Consider the following 16,271-nt stretch of genomic DNA (forward strand, 5'->3'; position numbering starts at 1 on the left):
AGTGTTGCACGAGGGAAACTTTTATTATATACTTTACATTATAGAAGTTGCATGAGGGAAACTTATCAATTATGCCCCCTAAGATTCTTTTTGGAGAGCATGATTCTTCTCAAAAAGTTGCACACGGGAAACTTACTAATTATAAACAACTCAATAAGGAGGTAAAATGAATGATCGATTCGATAACTGTGAATAACATAAGCGTTTCATATGACGATAATGAGGTAGTAAAAGATGTTTCATTTTCGTTTGGACCTGGGAGTTTAATTGGCGTGTTAGGACCAAACGGCGCTGGAAAGTCATCATTGCTTCAAGCGATGCTTGGATTAATCCCCCGAGACCACGGTAATGTCCGACTTGGATCTCATTCAATAGATGAAATGCGGAAGCAAATTGCCTATGTTCCGCAACGTTCGAATATCGACTGGAATTTTCCGATCATCGTGAAAGATACGGTGCTGCTTGGGACGTATCCGAAAACCGGCTTGTTTCGCCGACCGAAAAAAGAAGATAAAGAGTGGTCAATGGAGTGTTTGAGGCAAGTAGGAATGGAGGAGTTCGCCAAGCGTCAAATCGGCGAGCTGTCGGGCGGTCAACAACAGCGAGTGTTCTTAGCCAGAGCGCTTGCTCAGAAGGCAGATTACTTCTTCCTCGACGAGCCGTTCGTGGGGATTGACGTATCGAGCGAGGAAGTCATCATCGATATTTTACGCCAGTTGAAGAACTCCGGAAAAATCGTCTTCGTCGTGCATCATGATTTGTCGAAAGTGAGAAGCTATTTTGATGAACTTGTCTTGATAAATAAAGAACTTATAGACGCGGGTCCAGTAAATAAAGTATTTCAGCGGGACAATATGGCAAAGGCATATCAACGCGAACTCATGCTAGAAGGTTTGGGGGTTTCAATGTAATGGATTTCATACATGATTTAATGACCTACGGTTTTCTACAAAAAGCATTCGCCACGTCAATCATGGTAGGCATCATATGCGGAGTGATCGGTTGCTTCATCGTCTTGCGAGGCATGGCATTAATGGGTGACGCCATTTCGCATGCAGTCCTGCCAGGTGTTGCCATTTCTTACATGCTCGGCATCAACTTTTTCTACGGAGCTGTGGCGACCGGTATTTTGACAGCATTCGGAATCGGGGCCATCTCGCAAAACAGCCGCATTAAAAACGATGCGGCAATCGGATTGGTATTCTCGGCGTTTTTTGCGCTCGGAATCATTTTGATTACGCGAGCGGGCAGCGCAACCGATTTGACGCAAATTCTATTTGGAAATGTTTTGTCGGTTCGTTCATCGGATATGTGGTTGACGCTTATTATTGGCGCTTTTGTTGTTTTGGTTGTCATCATGTTCTTTAAAGAATTGCTCGTCTCTAGTTTTGATGAGACGATGGCTGCCGCGTATGGTTTAAAAACGCGCATGATCCACTATACAATCATGTTTTTGCTAACGCTAGTCACGGTGGCTTCGTTACAGACAGTCGGCGTCATCTTGGTTGTGTCAATGTTGATCACGCCCGCTTCAACAGCTTATCTTCTCACTAATAGATTATCGGTCATGGTCGTATTGGCCGCATTCTTCGGAGCATTATCTTCAGTCATCGGTCTTTACTTCAGCTTCTTGTACAATTTACCGTCCGGGCCTGTAATCGCACTTGCCACAACTTCGTTATTCTGCCTTGCCTTTTTATTCGCACCGAAACAAGGCATCGTGTCTAAAAAGATTCGAATAATGAGCAAACGCAAAGAAGCGACAGCCAAGAGTTGAATTTGGCATTATAAAACACAGAGGAGTAGAATCATTTCTATGAAAAATTTAATGAAATTGCTTGCCCTGTCTTTCCTGGCTGTATTTACACTAGCGGCCTGCGGAACTGATGACGGCGTCAAGGAAGACATAGAGACTAATGGGAAATTGAAAGTCGTTACATCCTTCACAATTATCGCCGATATGGCTAGAGAAATCGGCGGCGACTTGGTGGAAGTGTATAACCTCGTACCAAGCGGAACGGATCCCCATGAATATGAGCCGTTGCCGAACGATATCAAAGCAGCAACCGATGCGGATATCCTCTTCTACAACGGGCTAAATCTTGAAGGCGGGGAAAACGGCTGGTTCATGAAAATGATGGAAGCTGTTCACCAGAAAGATGAAAACATTTATAGTTTGACGGAAAGAGTGGAACCAAGATACTTATCTGGCGGTAATGGCGAGGAAGAAGTTAACCCTCATTCGTTCATCGACCCAGCTGTCGGTGTCAAGATGGCGGAAGATATGCGCGATGCTTTAATGGCAAAGCACCCAACGAATGGCGATAAAATTAAAGAACAAGGTGACGCGTACGTTGAGCGCCTCAAAGATCTTGATAAAGAGTTTGAATCGCGTATTCAAAGCATCCCAGAAGAAAATCGCGTCCTCGTTACAAGCGAGCGCGCTTTCCAATACTTGAATGATCGCTACGGTATAAGAGAAGCATTCATCTGGGAAGTGGATACAGAAGAAAATGGTTCTCCGAAACAAATCAAAGAGCTTGTGCACTATATCAAAGAAAATAATGTGCCCGTTCTATTTGTAGAATCGAATGTCGACACACGTCCAATGGAAACCGTCTCCAAAGAAAGTGGGGTTCCGATAGCCGATAAACCAATCTATTCTGATGAAATCGGCAACCCGGGTGATGAGATCGATACGTATGTAAAATACTTGGAATACAATATGAAATTAATCCATGAAGAATTAAGCAAAGTGCGATAACTATAGCAAAATGACCCATGCATGTCAGTATGCACGGGTCATTTTTTACGTGAAGACTATAATCGCTAGTATCGCGGCTAGAACGAGTCTATAAATCGCGAATGGCATAAGTTTCACTTTCGAAATCAACTTCAAGAAGAAACGAATCGAAATGAGTGCGAACACAAATGCACTTACGAATCCGACAACATAAAACGATAAATAATCCATCTCCATATGTTCCCAGTTCTTTAATACCGAAACGAGACTTGCACCCATCATAATCGGAACGGCCATGATGAATGTAAAATCTGCCGCTGTTCGGTGATTCATGCCGAATAGGACACCACCGGAAATTGTTGCGCCTGAACGAGAAAACCCCGGCCATAATGATAGACATTGAACCAGACCGACCGTAAATGCTTGTCGGTAACTAATTTGATCCAATGTTTTCACTCTTGGATATCTCGGTCCGAGTTTATCCGCGCCAATCATGAGGATCGCTCCTATGACAAGTGCCGCAATAACCGTTTCCACTCTGAATAAATAATCGTCAATCAAATCTTTAAATGCAAAACCAAGAATAACTGCTGGCAACATCCCGACAATTACATGCATTAAATTGAAACGATCATTCATTTTCTTGCCATCAATTTTATAAAGCCCGACTAAACTGAATAAACGTTTCCAAAACACAACAACGACGGCAAGTATCGATCCCAACTGAATAACAATTTTAAATGTATTCGCCGGATACTTACCGAGAAACTCTTGGGATTTCAACCACATATCATCGACAATGATTAAATGCCCTGTCGAAGAAACAGGCGCAAATTCTGTCATACCTTCTACAAATCCTAAAATCAGTGCTTTTATTAATTCAAAAAAGTCCATATGTCACCTATGCTCTCTTTCTGCGGAAGCGAATATACCAAATAATCGCCGCTACTCCGCTCATTCCGATTATTACGTACGCAATGTTCGAATAAATATCCATATAATACACAATCGATTCCCAATTGTCTCCGACCGCGACACCGACAGAAACGAGAATTCCGTTCCATAGCAAACTACCAAGGGTCGTCAATAATATGAATAATGGAAAGTTCATATTGGACATGCCTGCCGGAACCGAAATAAGGCTCCGAATAAGTGGAACTAACCGGCAAAAAAACACAGTCCATGGGCCGTATTTGTCAAACCATGCATCCGCTTTATGAATATCTTTCCTAGTCAGTCGCAATAGGCGACCCCAGCGATCGACGATCTTTTCTAAGCGGCTCACATCAATCAGGAGACCTATGCTATATAAAATCATTGCTCCAATCACTGATCCGATAGTTGCCGCTATGATGACGCCGAGTTGTGTCATTTCCGTGAACGTCGTCATAAATCCGCCAAACGTCAATATCACTTCTGAAGGGATTGGCGGAAAGATATTTTCAAGCATAATCAACAATAATACACCAAAATAGCCAAACTCGCTCATAAATTCAGTAATCCAATTTTCCACGATCTATCCCCACCGATACCAAGTCTACTAAAATCAATACTTCTATGCAAATTGAATTTCCACATGAATTGGACGTTTACAATTAAGGATAGTTCCATAAGTAGGTAGTATTTTATGCAAAGCGAGATTTATTCATGATATTTATAACATTCATTTCGATCTCACACGCTACATTATCTCTTTTATTTGTGGATATCTTTTCGTTCTTCATAGTTATACACAGATTCCCGTGGGTAACTTGCCATATATGTGCATAGATTCTGAAAATTACCTTTTCAATACACAACTAAACTATTTTTTGCCTATAATAATCTTTTCCACAATTAATAATGTGCATAAGATGACAGTGAAAATAAACGTAACAATAAGCGCATGCGTCTGAAGATGATAGGAACTCTCAACAGACGAATAACCTATATTCGACATAATCGGTGCAACCAAAAAAATAGTGATCAAATATAAAATCACTGTGGCTAACATAGCCCTTCCGAATGATTTCAATCAACACGCCCCTTTTGCGTTTTTCAGAAAACAAGCCACCCTGAGTAAACGGGCGGCCTAAGCTTATACTTCCTCTAACTGTTCGGCGAGTTTCTCTCGGAGTGCTCTCTTTAAAAACTTCCCGACCGAGGTTTTCGGGATTTCATTTAAAAACACGACATCGTCTGGGACCCACCATTTCGCAAATTGCCCTTCTATATAGGACAGTAATTCTTTTTTCATATTCTCATCAGGCGTTTTACCTTCATGCAACACAACACAAGCAAGCGGACGTTCCAACCACTTTTCATGCGGTAATGCGATTACCGCTGCTTCAAATACCGCATCATGTGTCATTAATGCATTTTCAAGATCAACGGATGAAATCCACTCACCCCCGCTTTTTATCAAATCTGCGGTTCTATCCATCAATTTCAAGTATCCGTCTTCTGTCATGACTGCAATATCTCCCGTATAAAGCCAACCATCTTTAAATGCATTCGCCGTACGTTCGTCTTTATAATACTCGCTTGCAATCCAGGGACCTTTGATGATTAATTCACCCATCGTTTTTCCGTCCCACGGCACTTCCCCGTCTTCATTCACAATGCGAACTTCGAGTCCAGGCATTGTCAACCCTTGAAGCGCACGAACACTGATTTTGTCATCCATCGAATAATTTTCCATTTTAGATGTAAATACCGACAAACTCACAAGCGGCGACGTTTCAGTTAATCCGTATCCTACAATGAATGGAACTTTATATTTTTCTTCGAATGCACGTATGAGTCCTTTCGGTGAAGCCGAACCGCCACTAACGATCGCACGAAGGGATGATATATCTCGCGGATTCTTTTCAAGTTCGTTTAGGACTGCCAACCAAATTGTCGGAACGCCCGCCGTAATCGTTACTTTCTCCTGTTCAATTAAATCGAGAATAAGAGCCGGATTAAATCCTGGTCCCGGTAGAACTTGTGACGTTCCAAAGAACACAGCCGCGAACGGCATTCCCCATGCATTTGCATGGAACATCGGAACAATTGCCAACGTAACGTCGCGCTCGGACATACCCATTGCATCAGACAAACCTAATGCATAACTGTGCAACACAAGTCCGCGATGCGTGTATACGACACCTTTTGGATTTCCCGTCGTCGCGGATGTATAGCACATGCCGGCAGGTGTGTTTTCATCTAGATCATCAGGAAATTCAAACGTATCAGAAGCTGATTCTAGAAGAGCTTCATAGGAATGAACATTCTCAAGTGTCGTTTCAGGAATCTCTTTGCTGTCGCCCATAATGACATAATGTTTAACTGTTTTTAACAATGGCGCAAGCTGTTGAAGATGCGGAAATAAATTATCGTCGACTAGAAGAATTTCATCTTCAGCATGGTTGATAACATACGCGATATGTTCTGGCGATAGTCGAATGTTTATCATATGAAGGACTGCACCGGTACACGGAACACCGAAATAAGCTTCTAAGTGACGATGGTGGTTCCAAGCAAAAGAACCAACTTTCGTGCCGTGCTTCATGCCGAGTTTTGTCAGTGCATCCGCAAGTTTTCGTGTTCGTTTTGCAAACTCACTATACGGGATACGGTGGATTGTATCCTCGCCCGTCCGAGAAATGATTAACTTGTCCGGGAAGAACTGTTCTGCTCGTTTGACAAATGACGATAATAATAGCGGTGTTTGCATCATACTAAATCCAGCTCCTTTTAATTAGGTAATAGATGATTAAGTACTTAACGCAATCGGTACCGGGTAACCCAATGATTATATGCAATTCTTCCTTTCTGTATGTCTTGATAATCGCCCCTTTCTAGCAATCAACCTTTTAGTTATCTAAATTTAAAGACTCTTCATTCAATTATAGTCTACATGAAAGCTAGTCCAATTTCCATAGCACTTTATATATAATTCAGCCTTAGGTCTTAGATGGAAATCCGTTCTGCGCCTGTAGGGACAAACAGGATTCCATTATATGATTAAGGTACAAATAAAGGAGGCAAGGAAAATGAAAAAATTCGGACTTGTACTACTCGGCATCACTGCAGGAATTATCGCTGTCGCTAATTTAGGTTCGTTATTGGCACTCGCTTTTTCGGCGCTAATCGCATATGCAGGTGTCCACTACTTCAGAAAAAGCGACTCTACGATTGCAAAGTTATTCTGGGGAGGCATACTTCTGATCGGCTTAATCACAGCGATTTCGAATGTACCCGCTTTTATCGGCATCATCGCGATTCTAGGCGTTTTATATGTGTGGCGCAAATGGAATAGCGCTCCGGCAGATAACAACATTATCGAACATGGACCCGTAAACGATCCGTTCGTTAACTTCGAAAGACAATGGGAAGAAATCACAAAATAATGAGGAGGAATTTATTATGAATTCACTTTGGAATCGATTTAAATACACAGTACAAGCAGACTTGCACACGGCTTTTGACAAAAAAGAAAAGAAAAATCCAATTGCGATGCTTAACCAGTACATTCGCGAAGCAGAAAAACAAACAAATTCAGTCGGAAAATTGCTTGAACGTCAATTTAAACTTAAAACTGAACTTCAAAAAGAATTAACTGAAGCTGAAACAATGGTCGATAAACGTCGAAGTCAGCTAAAGCTCGCGCAATCTGTCGGTGAAGAAGATTTAGTCGCATTTGCAGAACAGGAGGTTAATACTTACGAAAAGCGCGCGAATGATCTTACAGAAACCATCATTAATGTTGCTGACGAATTAACAACGTTAGAACGTAAATTCGAAGAAATGAAACATAAAGTTAAAGATATGAAAGTACGTCAGTTACAATTAATGGGCAAAGAAAATGTAACACGCGCCCATCATCAAATGGACAAAGTGATTTCTCCCGAGACAGCAGATGAAAAAATATCGTCAATTACGGAGATGAATCAATATATAGAAAGCCTTGGCAGCAAAATTGACCGGGAATACGAAACATCCTCAATGGAACGCCGACTCGAATCACTCGAAACAACTACTGAAAAAAATGTCGAACTTGTGTAAACTATAAGATATGTGATATCAGCGCGCGTGTTGAAGTTATGCGCGCTGGATAGTTTTTATGCGCGGATCTTGAGGGTTTTGCGCGCGGTAAAAATTTTATGCGCGCTTTTAAAGATTTATGCGCGGACTTGGTATTTTCTGCGTACGGCGGAAAGTTATGCGCGCTGGATAGTTTTTATGCGCGGATCTCGGGGGTTTTGCGCGCGGTAAAAATTTTATGCGCGCTTTTAAAGATTTATGCGCGGACTTGGTATTTTCTGCGTAAGGCGGAAAGTTATGCGCACTGGATAGTTTTTACGCGCGGATTTCGGGGGTTTTGCGCGCGGTAAAAATTTTATGCGCGCTTTTAAAGATTTATGCGCGGACTTGGTATTTTCTGCGTACGGCGGAAAGTTATGCGCGCTGGTTAGTTTTTATGCGCGGATCTCGGGGGTTTTGCGCGCGATAAAAATTTTATGCTCGCTTCTAGAGATTTATGCGCTTATACTACCGACAACAATACAGAAGAGGAGGAGATAAAATGAAGGAGCAATTCAATACAAGCAAAATTACATTTTGGAGCTTTGCATTTTTACTCCTCGTTCTTTTTGAAACGGTTTTTTTACGTACAGGTAGCATAGCTTTTGTTATTATCGGCTCGTTTCTCCTCTATTTTGGGATTCGGAAGCAATCAAAGTTTCTAGTCATTACAGGACTTATTTTTATTGTTCTCGCTCTATTTACCTTATGGAGTTTGCGTCTATTAGCCTTACTCTTAGTCATTAATATTCTCTATAAATTATGGAAAGGCGTTCCCGCAGAAACAATCATGCAGCCTCTTCACGAATATAAAAAAGAAACGCCGAACGGAATCTGGAAAAACAATTTATTTTCAGTCCAGTCTTCGCCCTTTTCATCTTACGAATGGGAAGATGTTCACATTCAAGGCTTCTTCGGAGATATTACGATCGATGTCACGGAGACTGTCCTACCAAAAGGAACTTCACTCATTTCCGTCAGACAAGGAATCGGGAAAATCAAAATTGAATTACCCTATGAGATTCCAGTTCGCGTCCATTACACAACCCTTTTCGGCGAGGCAAAACTTTTTGGCGTTCATAAAAAAAGACTCATCAATGAGTTTCTTCATATGAAAGAGGGTTATACAGAGTCGGCGAATAATGGTCCGGAACTCATTATCACTCTATCTACTTGGGCCGGGGATGTTGAGGTGACACGTAAATGAGAAAAGTGATTGCGCGCGGTTTTTTCCTGACATTCCTGTTTGTAATAATTGCGGCACTTTACCTTTATTTCCTGATTGGATTGCCATTAAGAGAAAGTTGGCGAGCGTTTTATGAGTTGACAGTTTCCGCTGTCCCGATTGGCTGGTGGATTCTTAATACCGCACTCTTGCTTGGATGGACCATTGCCATCTGGACGCATAATCTAGAACGTTCAAAAGAAAAAGTCATTGAAAAGAGATTGTCTAATATACTTGCTACTGATGGAGACGCCTACCCTAAAGAAAAATTCACGCCTCGTATGGATCGGACCATTGAAACAGTTTCGGATTTAATTCATTCGCAACGAAAAAGCTTGCAACGCATTACAGATGAACGAGCTGAAACGCAAGACCAACTTATTCAAGAACGCGTCGTACAAGAACGCCAACGACTTGCGCGGGAATTGCATGACTCAGTCTCCCAACAATTATTCGCCGCCTCAATGCTGTTATCCGCAATTACGGAGGGCGAAGAAGACGCCGCAGCAAAAGTGCCCCTTCATCAAGTTGAAAGAATGGTCCAACAAGCTCAATTGGAAATGAGGGCTCTACTTCTCCATCTGCGTCCGGCTGCTCTTAAAAACAAGTCTCTCGCAGAAGGTCTAGAAGAACTTTTAGTCGAATTAAAAGAGAAGGTCTTATTTGATATTCGTTACCGCTTAGAAGAAGTACATCTTTCAAAAGGCGCTGAAGATCATCTCTTCCGAATCGCCCAAGAGACTTTGTCCAACACACTGCGCCATGCGCAAGCGACAGAAGTTGATATTCTATTAGTGGAAAGAGACGGACTTGCCATTTTGCGCGTGCAAGATAACGGCATCGGCTTTAAAGAAGTTGACGAAAAAACAGGTTCTTACGGCTTGCAAAACGTTAAAGAACGAGCTATTGAAATTGGAGCGACCTGTAAAATCGTCTCTGTGCCTTCGCAAGGCACTATTATTGAAGTGAAATTACCTACTCTGAAAGGAGCTGAATCGATTGATTAAGATTTTATTGGTAGATGATCATGAAATGGTTCGTATCGGCGTCTCTGCATACTTAAAAATCCAACCCGATATGGAAGTTGTCGGAGAAGCTGTTAATGGAATTGAAGCGGTAGATAAAGCGCTAGAATTGCGACCGGATATCATATTAATGGATATGGTCATGCCCGGCATGAATGGGGCTGAAGCGACTAAAGCGATCATTGATCAATGGCCAGAAGCGAAGATTATGATAATTACCAGCTTTTTGGACGATGACAAAGTGTATCCTGCACTCGAAGCAGGCGCAATTAGCTACATATTAAAAACGTCGAATGCAAAACGGATTGCGGAGGCCATTCGTGAAACATTAAAAGGCCAAACGGTGCTAGAACCTGAAGTGACGACAAAAATGATGAAACGAATGCGTGTCGGCAATCAATCATCGCTCCATGAACAGTTAACCGAGCGGGAACTTGAAGTGTTGCTCCTCATTTCAAAAGGAAAAACGAATCAAGAAATCGCAGATGAATTATTCATCGCCATTAAGACCGTAAAAACGCATGTGAGTAATTTATTGTCAAAACTAGAAGTTCAGGACCGAACACAAGCCGTTATCTATGCGTTTAAACATCAATTGGTAAAATGAAAAATCAGCTGACCTAACATTTAGGCTGCTGACTTTTCGTCGTTTATTTTAATGTCGCATGATTTAACCCATCGATAATTCCCGTGTGCAGACCTTCATGCCAAATTGCAAATAAGATTAACGACCCGATTGTTTTTACTTTATAATCGCCAAAATCTATCGGATTCTCTAAAGGTTCTTCGAGTCTTCCTGCAAGGACTTTTGTTAGACGCGTAGTTTGCTCTGTCAATGCATATATGACTTCCTCATTTGAAGGAATATTCCCTTCCCAAATTGCAGGAGAAGACCCTCTCACAAAAAGCGGAATCCATTCAGCATGAACGATCTCATATTCTTTATCTATTAGATGTACGAAATACTCCAGCGTCACATAAATATGTCCGGCGTTCCACCTTATTGTATTACTAAATCCAGTCGGTTGCGTATCCCACTCAGCATCAACTGATTGTTTCAGAAGACCTAGCGTGTATAAACGCGTGAAATTCATCTGATTCAGGATTTCGATTGTCAACATCCCCATTTCTTCTCTATTTTCTTTTTTTATTTTCACCGTAAGCGGAAGGCTTTTGTTCGCCATCTTCCTTAAATTCGTTTTCTCGAAAAACTTCTGTTTCATTCGATTCTGCCGGATCCGAAAGTGGAAGGTCAGCGTCTGTTTTTCCGTGTTTATCAACTTTTGGTTCAAAATCAGCTTTGTTTGGATAATTCTCATGTTTTGTCATGTTTTCTCGTCTCCTTATTAAGAATATTAACTCATCCATATTAGTAGTATACCCGAACGAGAGAATAAAGACTATTTTGAAACTTCTTCTTTACACGGCTCCCCTACCGGCATATAGTATAAATAAATACCTCGGAGGTGTGTGATGTTAAAAGGACTTTTATTAGCTTTAGCTAGTATTGTATTTTTACTTTGGATTGAACAGGGAATAGAAGTTTCATATATTTGGAAAACGATGGCGAAAGTTATCCTCTTTCTAGTTATTCCACTAATTCTGTTCAGGAAAACAAAACTCACTTTTCTGGAAATAAAAAGAACGGATAGGACAAGTTTACGAATCGCATTATTTTCAGGTCTTGCCGTCATGTTCGTGATTATCGCGGCATTTATCGTACTCATGCCTTCGATTGATATCGATTCGCTACTTTTAGATTTAATTGAACGCGCAGGCGTAACTGCTATAGTATTCCCTATTGTTGCCCTCTATATTTTAATCGGAAATTCACTATTAGAAGAGTTTTTCTTTCGCGGATTGTTGCCAAGCTTCTTTAAAAACAAATTTGCCAGGTTGTTACTCCCTTCCCTGCTATTTGCGATTTATCATGTCGCGATATTTTTACCGTGGTTCAGTCTGCCGATACTACTTCTTGCGGTGGCCGGCTTATGGATTGGCGGTTTCATTTTTCAATTGGCCAATGAGCGGAGCGGAACCATTTTACCTTCTTGGATTATTCATATGTTCGCGGATATTGGGGTTCTTCTTGTTGGGGTTTACATATTCTATTTTCATTAAAAAATTGGACTACTAATTAAATAGCAGTCCAATTCTTTCATTATCTTTATGGTACTAGTGGATCGTCATTTCCTTCCCCTTCAAACGGGTATCTCTCGCCCGGTTTCGGTTCATTATATGACTTGTCTTGTCCCGGAGTCGATTTGTTCGGGTCAACTTCGGCTTTGTTTATAACATCTTCAACCTCGTTTTTCACTTCTGCCTTCTCTTTTTCCCATTTTGCTTTTGAAACTTCAGCACCCGATAAACTGCTTTCCATTTCCGATAAGTAACGAGAAGCATGCTCTCGGCCGCCTAGACCAAATGCAAGGCCAAATGCGAGTGCAACCCCGCCGAGTATGAGAATAAACGCCGCATTGATAATCGCTGGCGCAATTCCAAGCTGACTAAGCGCCATGAAGAAAGCAAATGCTAGAATAGCATATTTTGCTACATATCGCAGAACATGCGGTGCGCCGGACGGTTTTCTCATCACGCTTCCAACAAAACGTTCAGCAAGATTCGCCAACCAGAATCCTACAGCTAGAATAACGACTGCTGCTAAAACCATCGGCAAGTAAGCGAATATGCCCGTAGCTAATGTCACCATAAAGTGTAAGTTTACTACTTGCAATGCTTCAACAACGAATAACAAAACAACTACAACTTGTACAATTGCACCTATGATTTCTGCTAGTGACGGCATGGAAGGCTTTACAGAACGAACACCCATCTTGCCGAACAATGAATTGACACCTAAATTTTCAAGCAATGAAACAACGACGCCTCTAATCCATTTGGCTAGAAGTAAGCCAACTAATACCAGCAGAACTGCAATTACGATTTTCGGTATCATTCCAACAATGTCATGCAACATCCCGATTGCCGGTTCTGAAATGCCGCGCAAGTCAAGCGCTTCGAGCGATGAAATCGTTACAGGAATCATGATGAGAATGAACGCAATCGTTCCAACTAATTTTGAAAGGCTCGTTCCTTTTATAAACGATGATAGCTTTAATTTATTGGCAAAACGATCAGTTCCAATTGATTCCAAGAATTTGGTTAAGATGACACGGATTATTTTTGCGACGATAAACCCTACTGCAAAAATAATTGCCGCACCAACAAGTTTTGGTATGAAGTTTAAGAATCCTTGCAGTAATCCTTCAAATGGACCACTTACACCGCTTAAGCCCAGCGCATGTAAGACAGCTGGCATGAATAAAAGCAGTATCAGGTAAAATGCAATATTTGCTGCACTCTCAATCCATTTCGATTTATTTGCTTCCTCGGCAGAAACGCCAGCTTTCACAATATACTTATTGAGATTTAACTTACCTCCCGCCATGAGAATGAACTTCTTCACGACAAGCGCGAGTATCCAAGCAATAAATAAAATGAGCGCTGCTTTTAAAATACCTAGAATAGCACCCGCAAATCCTGAATAAATTGAAACGAATGGCGTTGCAATCAGGCTCATGTTCATAACATTTAAGAACATAATCAATGCTAGAAGCATGATGCCCCAAAATATAACTTTACTAATAATTTTCTCGATATTCCATTTTGATTCTGTCGTTCCAAGACGTTCATTCATGCGGAATTTCCGTAACAGCTTATAAACTGCTCCTTCGATAATTTTTGCAACAATAAAGCCAACAAGTAAAATTAGTAAACCTATTAATAAATCAGGTAACCAACTTAAAAATCCTTGAATTGTAAAATCTGACATTAAATTTCCTCCCGTCTATTTTTTGTTTTCTTCCATATTGTTCTATTCCTACTAACCCTTCACAATAAACATATATTTGATAACTTTCTATCAATCTATGAAAAAGCCACACAAAAAAACTGTACGACATTGCTAGATTAGCAAGTTGTACAGTCTTTGATTTGCGTTAATATTAAATGACTGGAACTAACACCGTGACTTTAAATAAATCCCCATCCACTTCGATCTTCATTTCTCCGGCATGCATATCAACAATGGATTGAGCGATTGCAAGGCCGAGACCTGAGCCATCTGTATGTCGAGAAGTGTCCGCTCGTTTAAAGCGTTCGAATAGTTCATCGCCGTTTTCATTTAATTCGTACTTGGATATGTTTTTCAATTCGAACTTTGCCAGTTCCCCCGCTTGCTTTAGCGTAATGTAAACGCGAGTACCCGGCATCGAATATTTTATCGCGTTGACGATTAAATTATCGAGAACCCTCCACCATCTTTGCCCATCGACATTCGCAACAATCTCGGCGTCCGGCAAATTCACTCGGAAATCAAGGCCATTTGTTGAAATATCATCAGCATGTTCCGCTAGGGCTTGTTGAAGTAATTGCGTCAAATCGACTCGTTGTTTATGAAGCTCCAAGTTTCCGCTGGCCATTTTCGATACTTCAAATAAATCTTCGATCAACGTTTTCAATCGTTGTGATTTTTTATCGAGGATATCAACGTATTTTCGACGTTCTTCTTCCGTTAATTCCGGTGATTTCAATAAATCCGTGTACGTGATGATTGATGTTAGCGGTGTGCGTAAATCATGGCTCACGTTAGTGATTAATTCGGTCTTTAATCTTTCGCTTTTCGCTTGCTCAGTCAATGAGACTTTTACACCCTCGCGTAAGTTGTTCAAATTTCTTGCGTGATCTGCTAATGGGGATTTTCCTTCAATCCTGATTTCATCTTGTAAACGCCCTTGTGCCATCTTTTCCGTCGCGATAATAATACGGTTCAAGTATGCTAACCGTCTCACGAAAATATAGAGCGCTGGTAAACCCAAGAATACGACAAATATTGCGTAAATGACTAAATAGAAAGGGTGGAAATACATTCCAGCGATAAAAAATCCAAAAAGCAAGACAAACGTTTGAATCCCAAAAAATCCGATGAGTAAGATAAACATTTGCATACCAATTGTTTTTCTCATGAACACTTCCTGCAGGGATCTGAAGAATTTCAAAACGTAACTGTGTGCAACATCTTGTTCCAGCACCCCTTTACGCTTCCAGCGTTCAACACAATTGACAAGCTGAAACGCAATGGCGGCAATCGCTATTGCAAAAATTACGAGCCAACTACCATGAACAAGTAAATTTCCCGAATAGATTTGGAAATAATGGCTAGGTTGGGCATTTCGATAAATAATTTCAGTTGTAATGAGAACAGACAAGAAAAACAAAGCGGCTTTCATGTCTATTTTCAAATTATCGTAACGCGCACTGAGACTTGTATTTGTTACCCATTCTTTTCTAAATTTAACTATGGTAAATAAAACGACAGCCGATAGTATTCCTAATATCCAAATTGCATAGGTTGCATATTTTCTTTTATTAAATTCTGCTACTTGGCTTTTCAAATAACCGGAGGCCAATGCGGTATCCGGAACAATCACTTCCCCCTCGAATGTTCTTTCTGGTTTTTTAAATAAGGACATATCGCCATTCGTTAATTCAGCTACTTCATATGAAATATAGGGTGCATAATCCCCTTCATCATAGCCATTACGCGGGATGGAATTAGCTTTAAATAATCCGTCCTCTTGACCAAACACCTTTTTGTATACTGGTTTCACATTAACACTACCAGATGAAAACGTTTCACCAGTTTCCACATCTGTTAGTTGATAGGCTATAGGAAAAGGAGACAATTCTGCGCCTTTGATTTCATTAATATACTTCTCTAAAACCACTTCTTTTTCAGCCCTGATTTTGGCTGCGACATGCTCATCACTTTCAAAATTCTTCTCGATATCCGCAATTTTAATATCCCGTTCTTTGACCAATGCGGACGCTAGTTTTTCATTGCCCGACGATTCCGCTTCATTAATCCGTTCCTCATATTGGTCATGAATATTGGTCAGTTGATCAGAAAGTGATCCATAGTAATTGCGATGATGCTCTATTTCATCTCTTGTAACCGGAATTTTCTTTTTCGCTTCTTCAATATCAAGCGGATTCAAAACCGCTGGACCAAGCATGTCATAGAAGTTACTCAATTCCCTTTTAAAATCATCTGTATCAAGATAACTTTTCCCGATATAAGTGGGCGAAAATTTTAATGCTGATGGTATGGCAATTAATAACAGAGCCGCTAAAAGAGACCAGACAAAAAGTTGTATTTTATTATTTTTCATAC

General features: G+C 40.8%; 17 protein-coding genes. 9 read left to right on the forward strand and 8 right to left on the reverse strand.

The window, feature by feature from the left end; all coding sequences use genetic code 11:
* The first annotated feature begins 170 nt into the window (after nt 1–170).
* The 3 genes from G8782_RS14795 to G8782_RS14805 are packed head-to-tail and all read left to right on the forward strand — an operon-like array spanning nt 171 to nt 2,764.
* Complete coding sequence (locus G8782_RS14795) at nt 171–911, forward strand: metal ABC transporter ATP-binding protein (protein WP_172372584.1); 741 nt, start codon at nt 171–173, stop codon at nt 909–911.
* A complete protein-coding gene (locus G8782_RS14800; RefSeq protein ID WP_172372586.1) occupies nt 911–1,777 on the forward strand; it encodes a metal ABC transporter permease in 867 nt (288 codons plus the stop codon). The genes G8782_RS14795 and G8782_RS14800 overlap by 1 nt, the downstream gene beginning before the upstream one ends.
* Before the next feature lie 39 nt (nt 1,778–1,816).
* Entirely contained in the window at nt 1,817–2,764 is a 948-nt protein-coding gene (locus tag G8782_RS14805; protein WP_172372588.1) for a metal ABC transporter solute-binding protein, Zn/Mn family, read from the forward strand.
* 45 nt (nt 2,765–2,809) lie between these two features.
* Here the strand turns inward: G8782_RS14805 and G8782_RS14810 are convergent, their stop codons facing one another.
* The 4 genes from G8782_RS14810 to G8782_RS14825 form a co-directional block, all read right to left on the reverse strand.
* Nucleotides 2,810–3,637, reverse strand: coding sequence for an undecaprenyl-diphosphate phosphatase (locus tag G8782_RS14810; RefSeq protein ID WP_172372590.1), 828 nt, complete (start codon nt 3,635–3,637; stop codon nt 2,810–2,812).
* A gap of 7 nt (nt 3,638–3,644) precedes the next feature.
* Nucleotides 3,645–4,256, reverse strand: a complete 612-nt coding sequence (locus G8782_RS14815) for a VTT domain-containing protein (protein ID WP_172372592.1) — start codon at nt 4,254–4,256, stop codon at nt 3,645–3,647.
* A 291-nt stretch (nt 4,257–4,547) separates the two neighbouring features.
* Nucleotides 4,548–4,757, reverse strand: coding sequence for a hypothetical protein (locus G8782_RS14820; RefSeq protein ID WP_172372594.1), 210 nt, complete (start codon nt 4,755–4,757; stop codon nt 4,548–4,550).
* Between the two features lie 63 nt (nt 4,758–4,820).
* Nucleotides 4,821–6,443, reverse strand: coding sequence for a long-chain fatty acid--CoA ligase (locus tag G8782_RS14825; protein WP_172372596.1), 1,623 nt, complete (start codon nt 6,441–6,443; stop codon nt 4,821–4,823).
* Nucleotides 6,444–6,759: 316 nt separating this feature from the next.
* On the opposite strand from G8782_RS14825, the gene G8782_RS14830 reads away from it, so the two are divergent.
* The 5 genes from G8782_RS14830 (at nt 6,760) to G8782_RS14850 (ending at nt 10,646) form a co-directional block, all read left to right on the forward strand.
* The gene (locus G8782_RS14830) at nt 6,760–7,116 is read left to right on the forward strand and encodes a lmo0954 family membrane protein (protein ID WP_172372598.1); all 357 of its coding nucleotides are present in this window, start codon (nt 6,760–6,762) and stop codon (nt 7,114–7,116) included.
* A gap of 16 nt (nt 7,117–7,132) precedes the next feature.
* On the forward strand, nt 7,133–7,771 hold the full coding sequence (locus tag G8782_RS14835) for a PspA/IM30 family protein (protein WP_172372600.1): 639 nt from the start codon (nt 7,133–7,135) through the stop codon (nt 7,769–7,771).
* A gap of 520 nt (nt 7,772–8,291) precedes the next feature.
* Nucleotides 8,292–8,996: a cell wall-active antibiotics response protein LiaF gene (gene liaF, locus G8782_RS14840; protein WP_172372602.1), complete on the forward strand. Its 705-nt coding sequence runs from the start codon at nt 8,292–8,294 to the stop codon at nt 8,994–8,996.
* The gene (locus tag G8782_RS14845) at nt 8,993–10,021 is read left to right on the forward strand and encodes a sensor histidine kinase (RefSeq protein ID WP_172372604.1); all 1,029 of its coding nucleotides are present in this window, start codon (nt 8,993–8,995) and stop codon (nt 10,019–10,021) included. Before liaF ends, G8782_RS14845 begins: the two co-directional genes overlap by 4 nt.
* The gene (locus G8782_RS14850; RefSeq protein WP_172372605.1) at nt 10,014–10,646 is read left to right on the forward strand and encodes a response regulator; all 633 of its coding nucleotides are present in this window, start codon (nt 10,014–10,016) and stop codon (nt 10,644–10,646) included. Before G8782_RS14845 ends, G8782_RS14850 begins: the two co-directional genes overlap by 8 nt.
* Nucleotides 10,647–10,689: 43 nt before the next feature.
* On the opposite strand, the gene G8782_RS14855 is transcribed toward G8782_RS14850, so the two are convergent.
* Nucleotides 10,690–11,223 carry a DinB family protein gene (locus G8782_RS14855; protein WP_172372607.1) on the reverse strand — a complete coding sequence of 178 codons (534 nt, stop codon included), beginning with the start codon at nt 11,221–11,223 and terminating at the stop codon, nt 10,690–10,692.
* Nucleotides 11,174–11,368, reverse strand: a complete 195-nt coding sequence (locus G8782_RS14860; protein ID WP_172372609.1) for a hypothetical protein — start codon at nt 11,366–11,368, stop codon at nt 11,174–11,176. The genes G8782_RS14855 and G8782_RS14860 overlap by 50 nt, the downstream gene beginning before the upstream one ends.
* 144 nt (nt 11,369–11,512) lie before the next feature.
* Between G8782_RS14860 and G8782_RS14865 the strand changes: the two genes are divergently transcribed.
* Nucleotides 11,513–12,160, forward strand: a complete 648-nt coding sequence (locus G8782_RS14865) for a CPBP family intramembrane glutamic endopeptidase (protein ID WP_172372611.1) — start codon at nt 11,513–11,515, stop codon at nt 12,158–12,160.
* A gap of 46 nt (nt 12,161–12,206) precedes the next feature.
* On the opposite strand, the gene G8782_RS14870 is transcribed toward G8782_RS14865, so the two are convergent.
* Together G8782_RS14870 and G8782_RS14875 are read right to left on the reverse strand one after the other, a co-directional pair.
* Nucleotides 12,207–13,871: a mechanosensitive ion channel gene (locus tag G8782_RS14870; protein ID WP_172372613.1), complete on the reverse strand. Its 1,665-nt coding sequence runs from the start codon at nt 13,869–13,871 to the stop codon at nt 12,207–12,209.
* Between the two features lie 172 nt (nt 13,872–14,043).
* Nucleotides 14,044–16,269: a sensor histidine kinase gene (locus G8782_RS14875; protein WP_172372615.1), complete on the reverse strand. Its 2,226-nt coding sequence runs from the start codon at nt 16,267–16,269 to the stop codon at nt 14,044–14,046.
* Nucleotides 16,270–16,271 lie beyond the last annotated feature (2 nt).

The sequence above is a fragment of the Sporosarcina jiandibaonis genome (genome assembly GCF_013184495.1).
GTDB lineage: Bacteria > Bacillota > Bacilli > Bacillales_A > Planococcaceae > Sporosarcina > Sporosarcina jiandibaonis.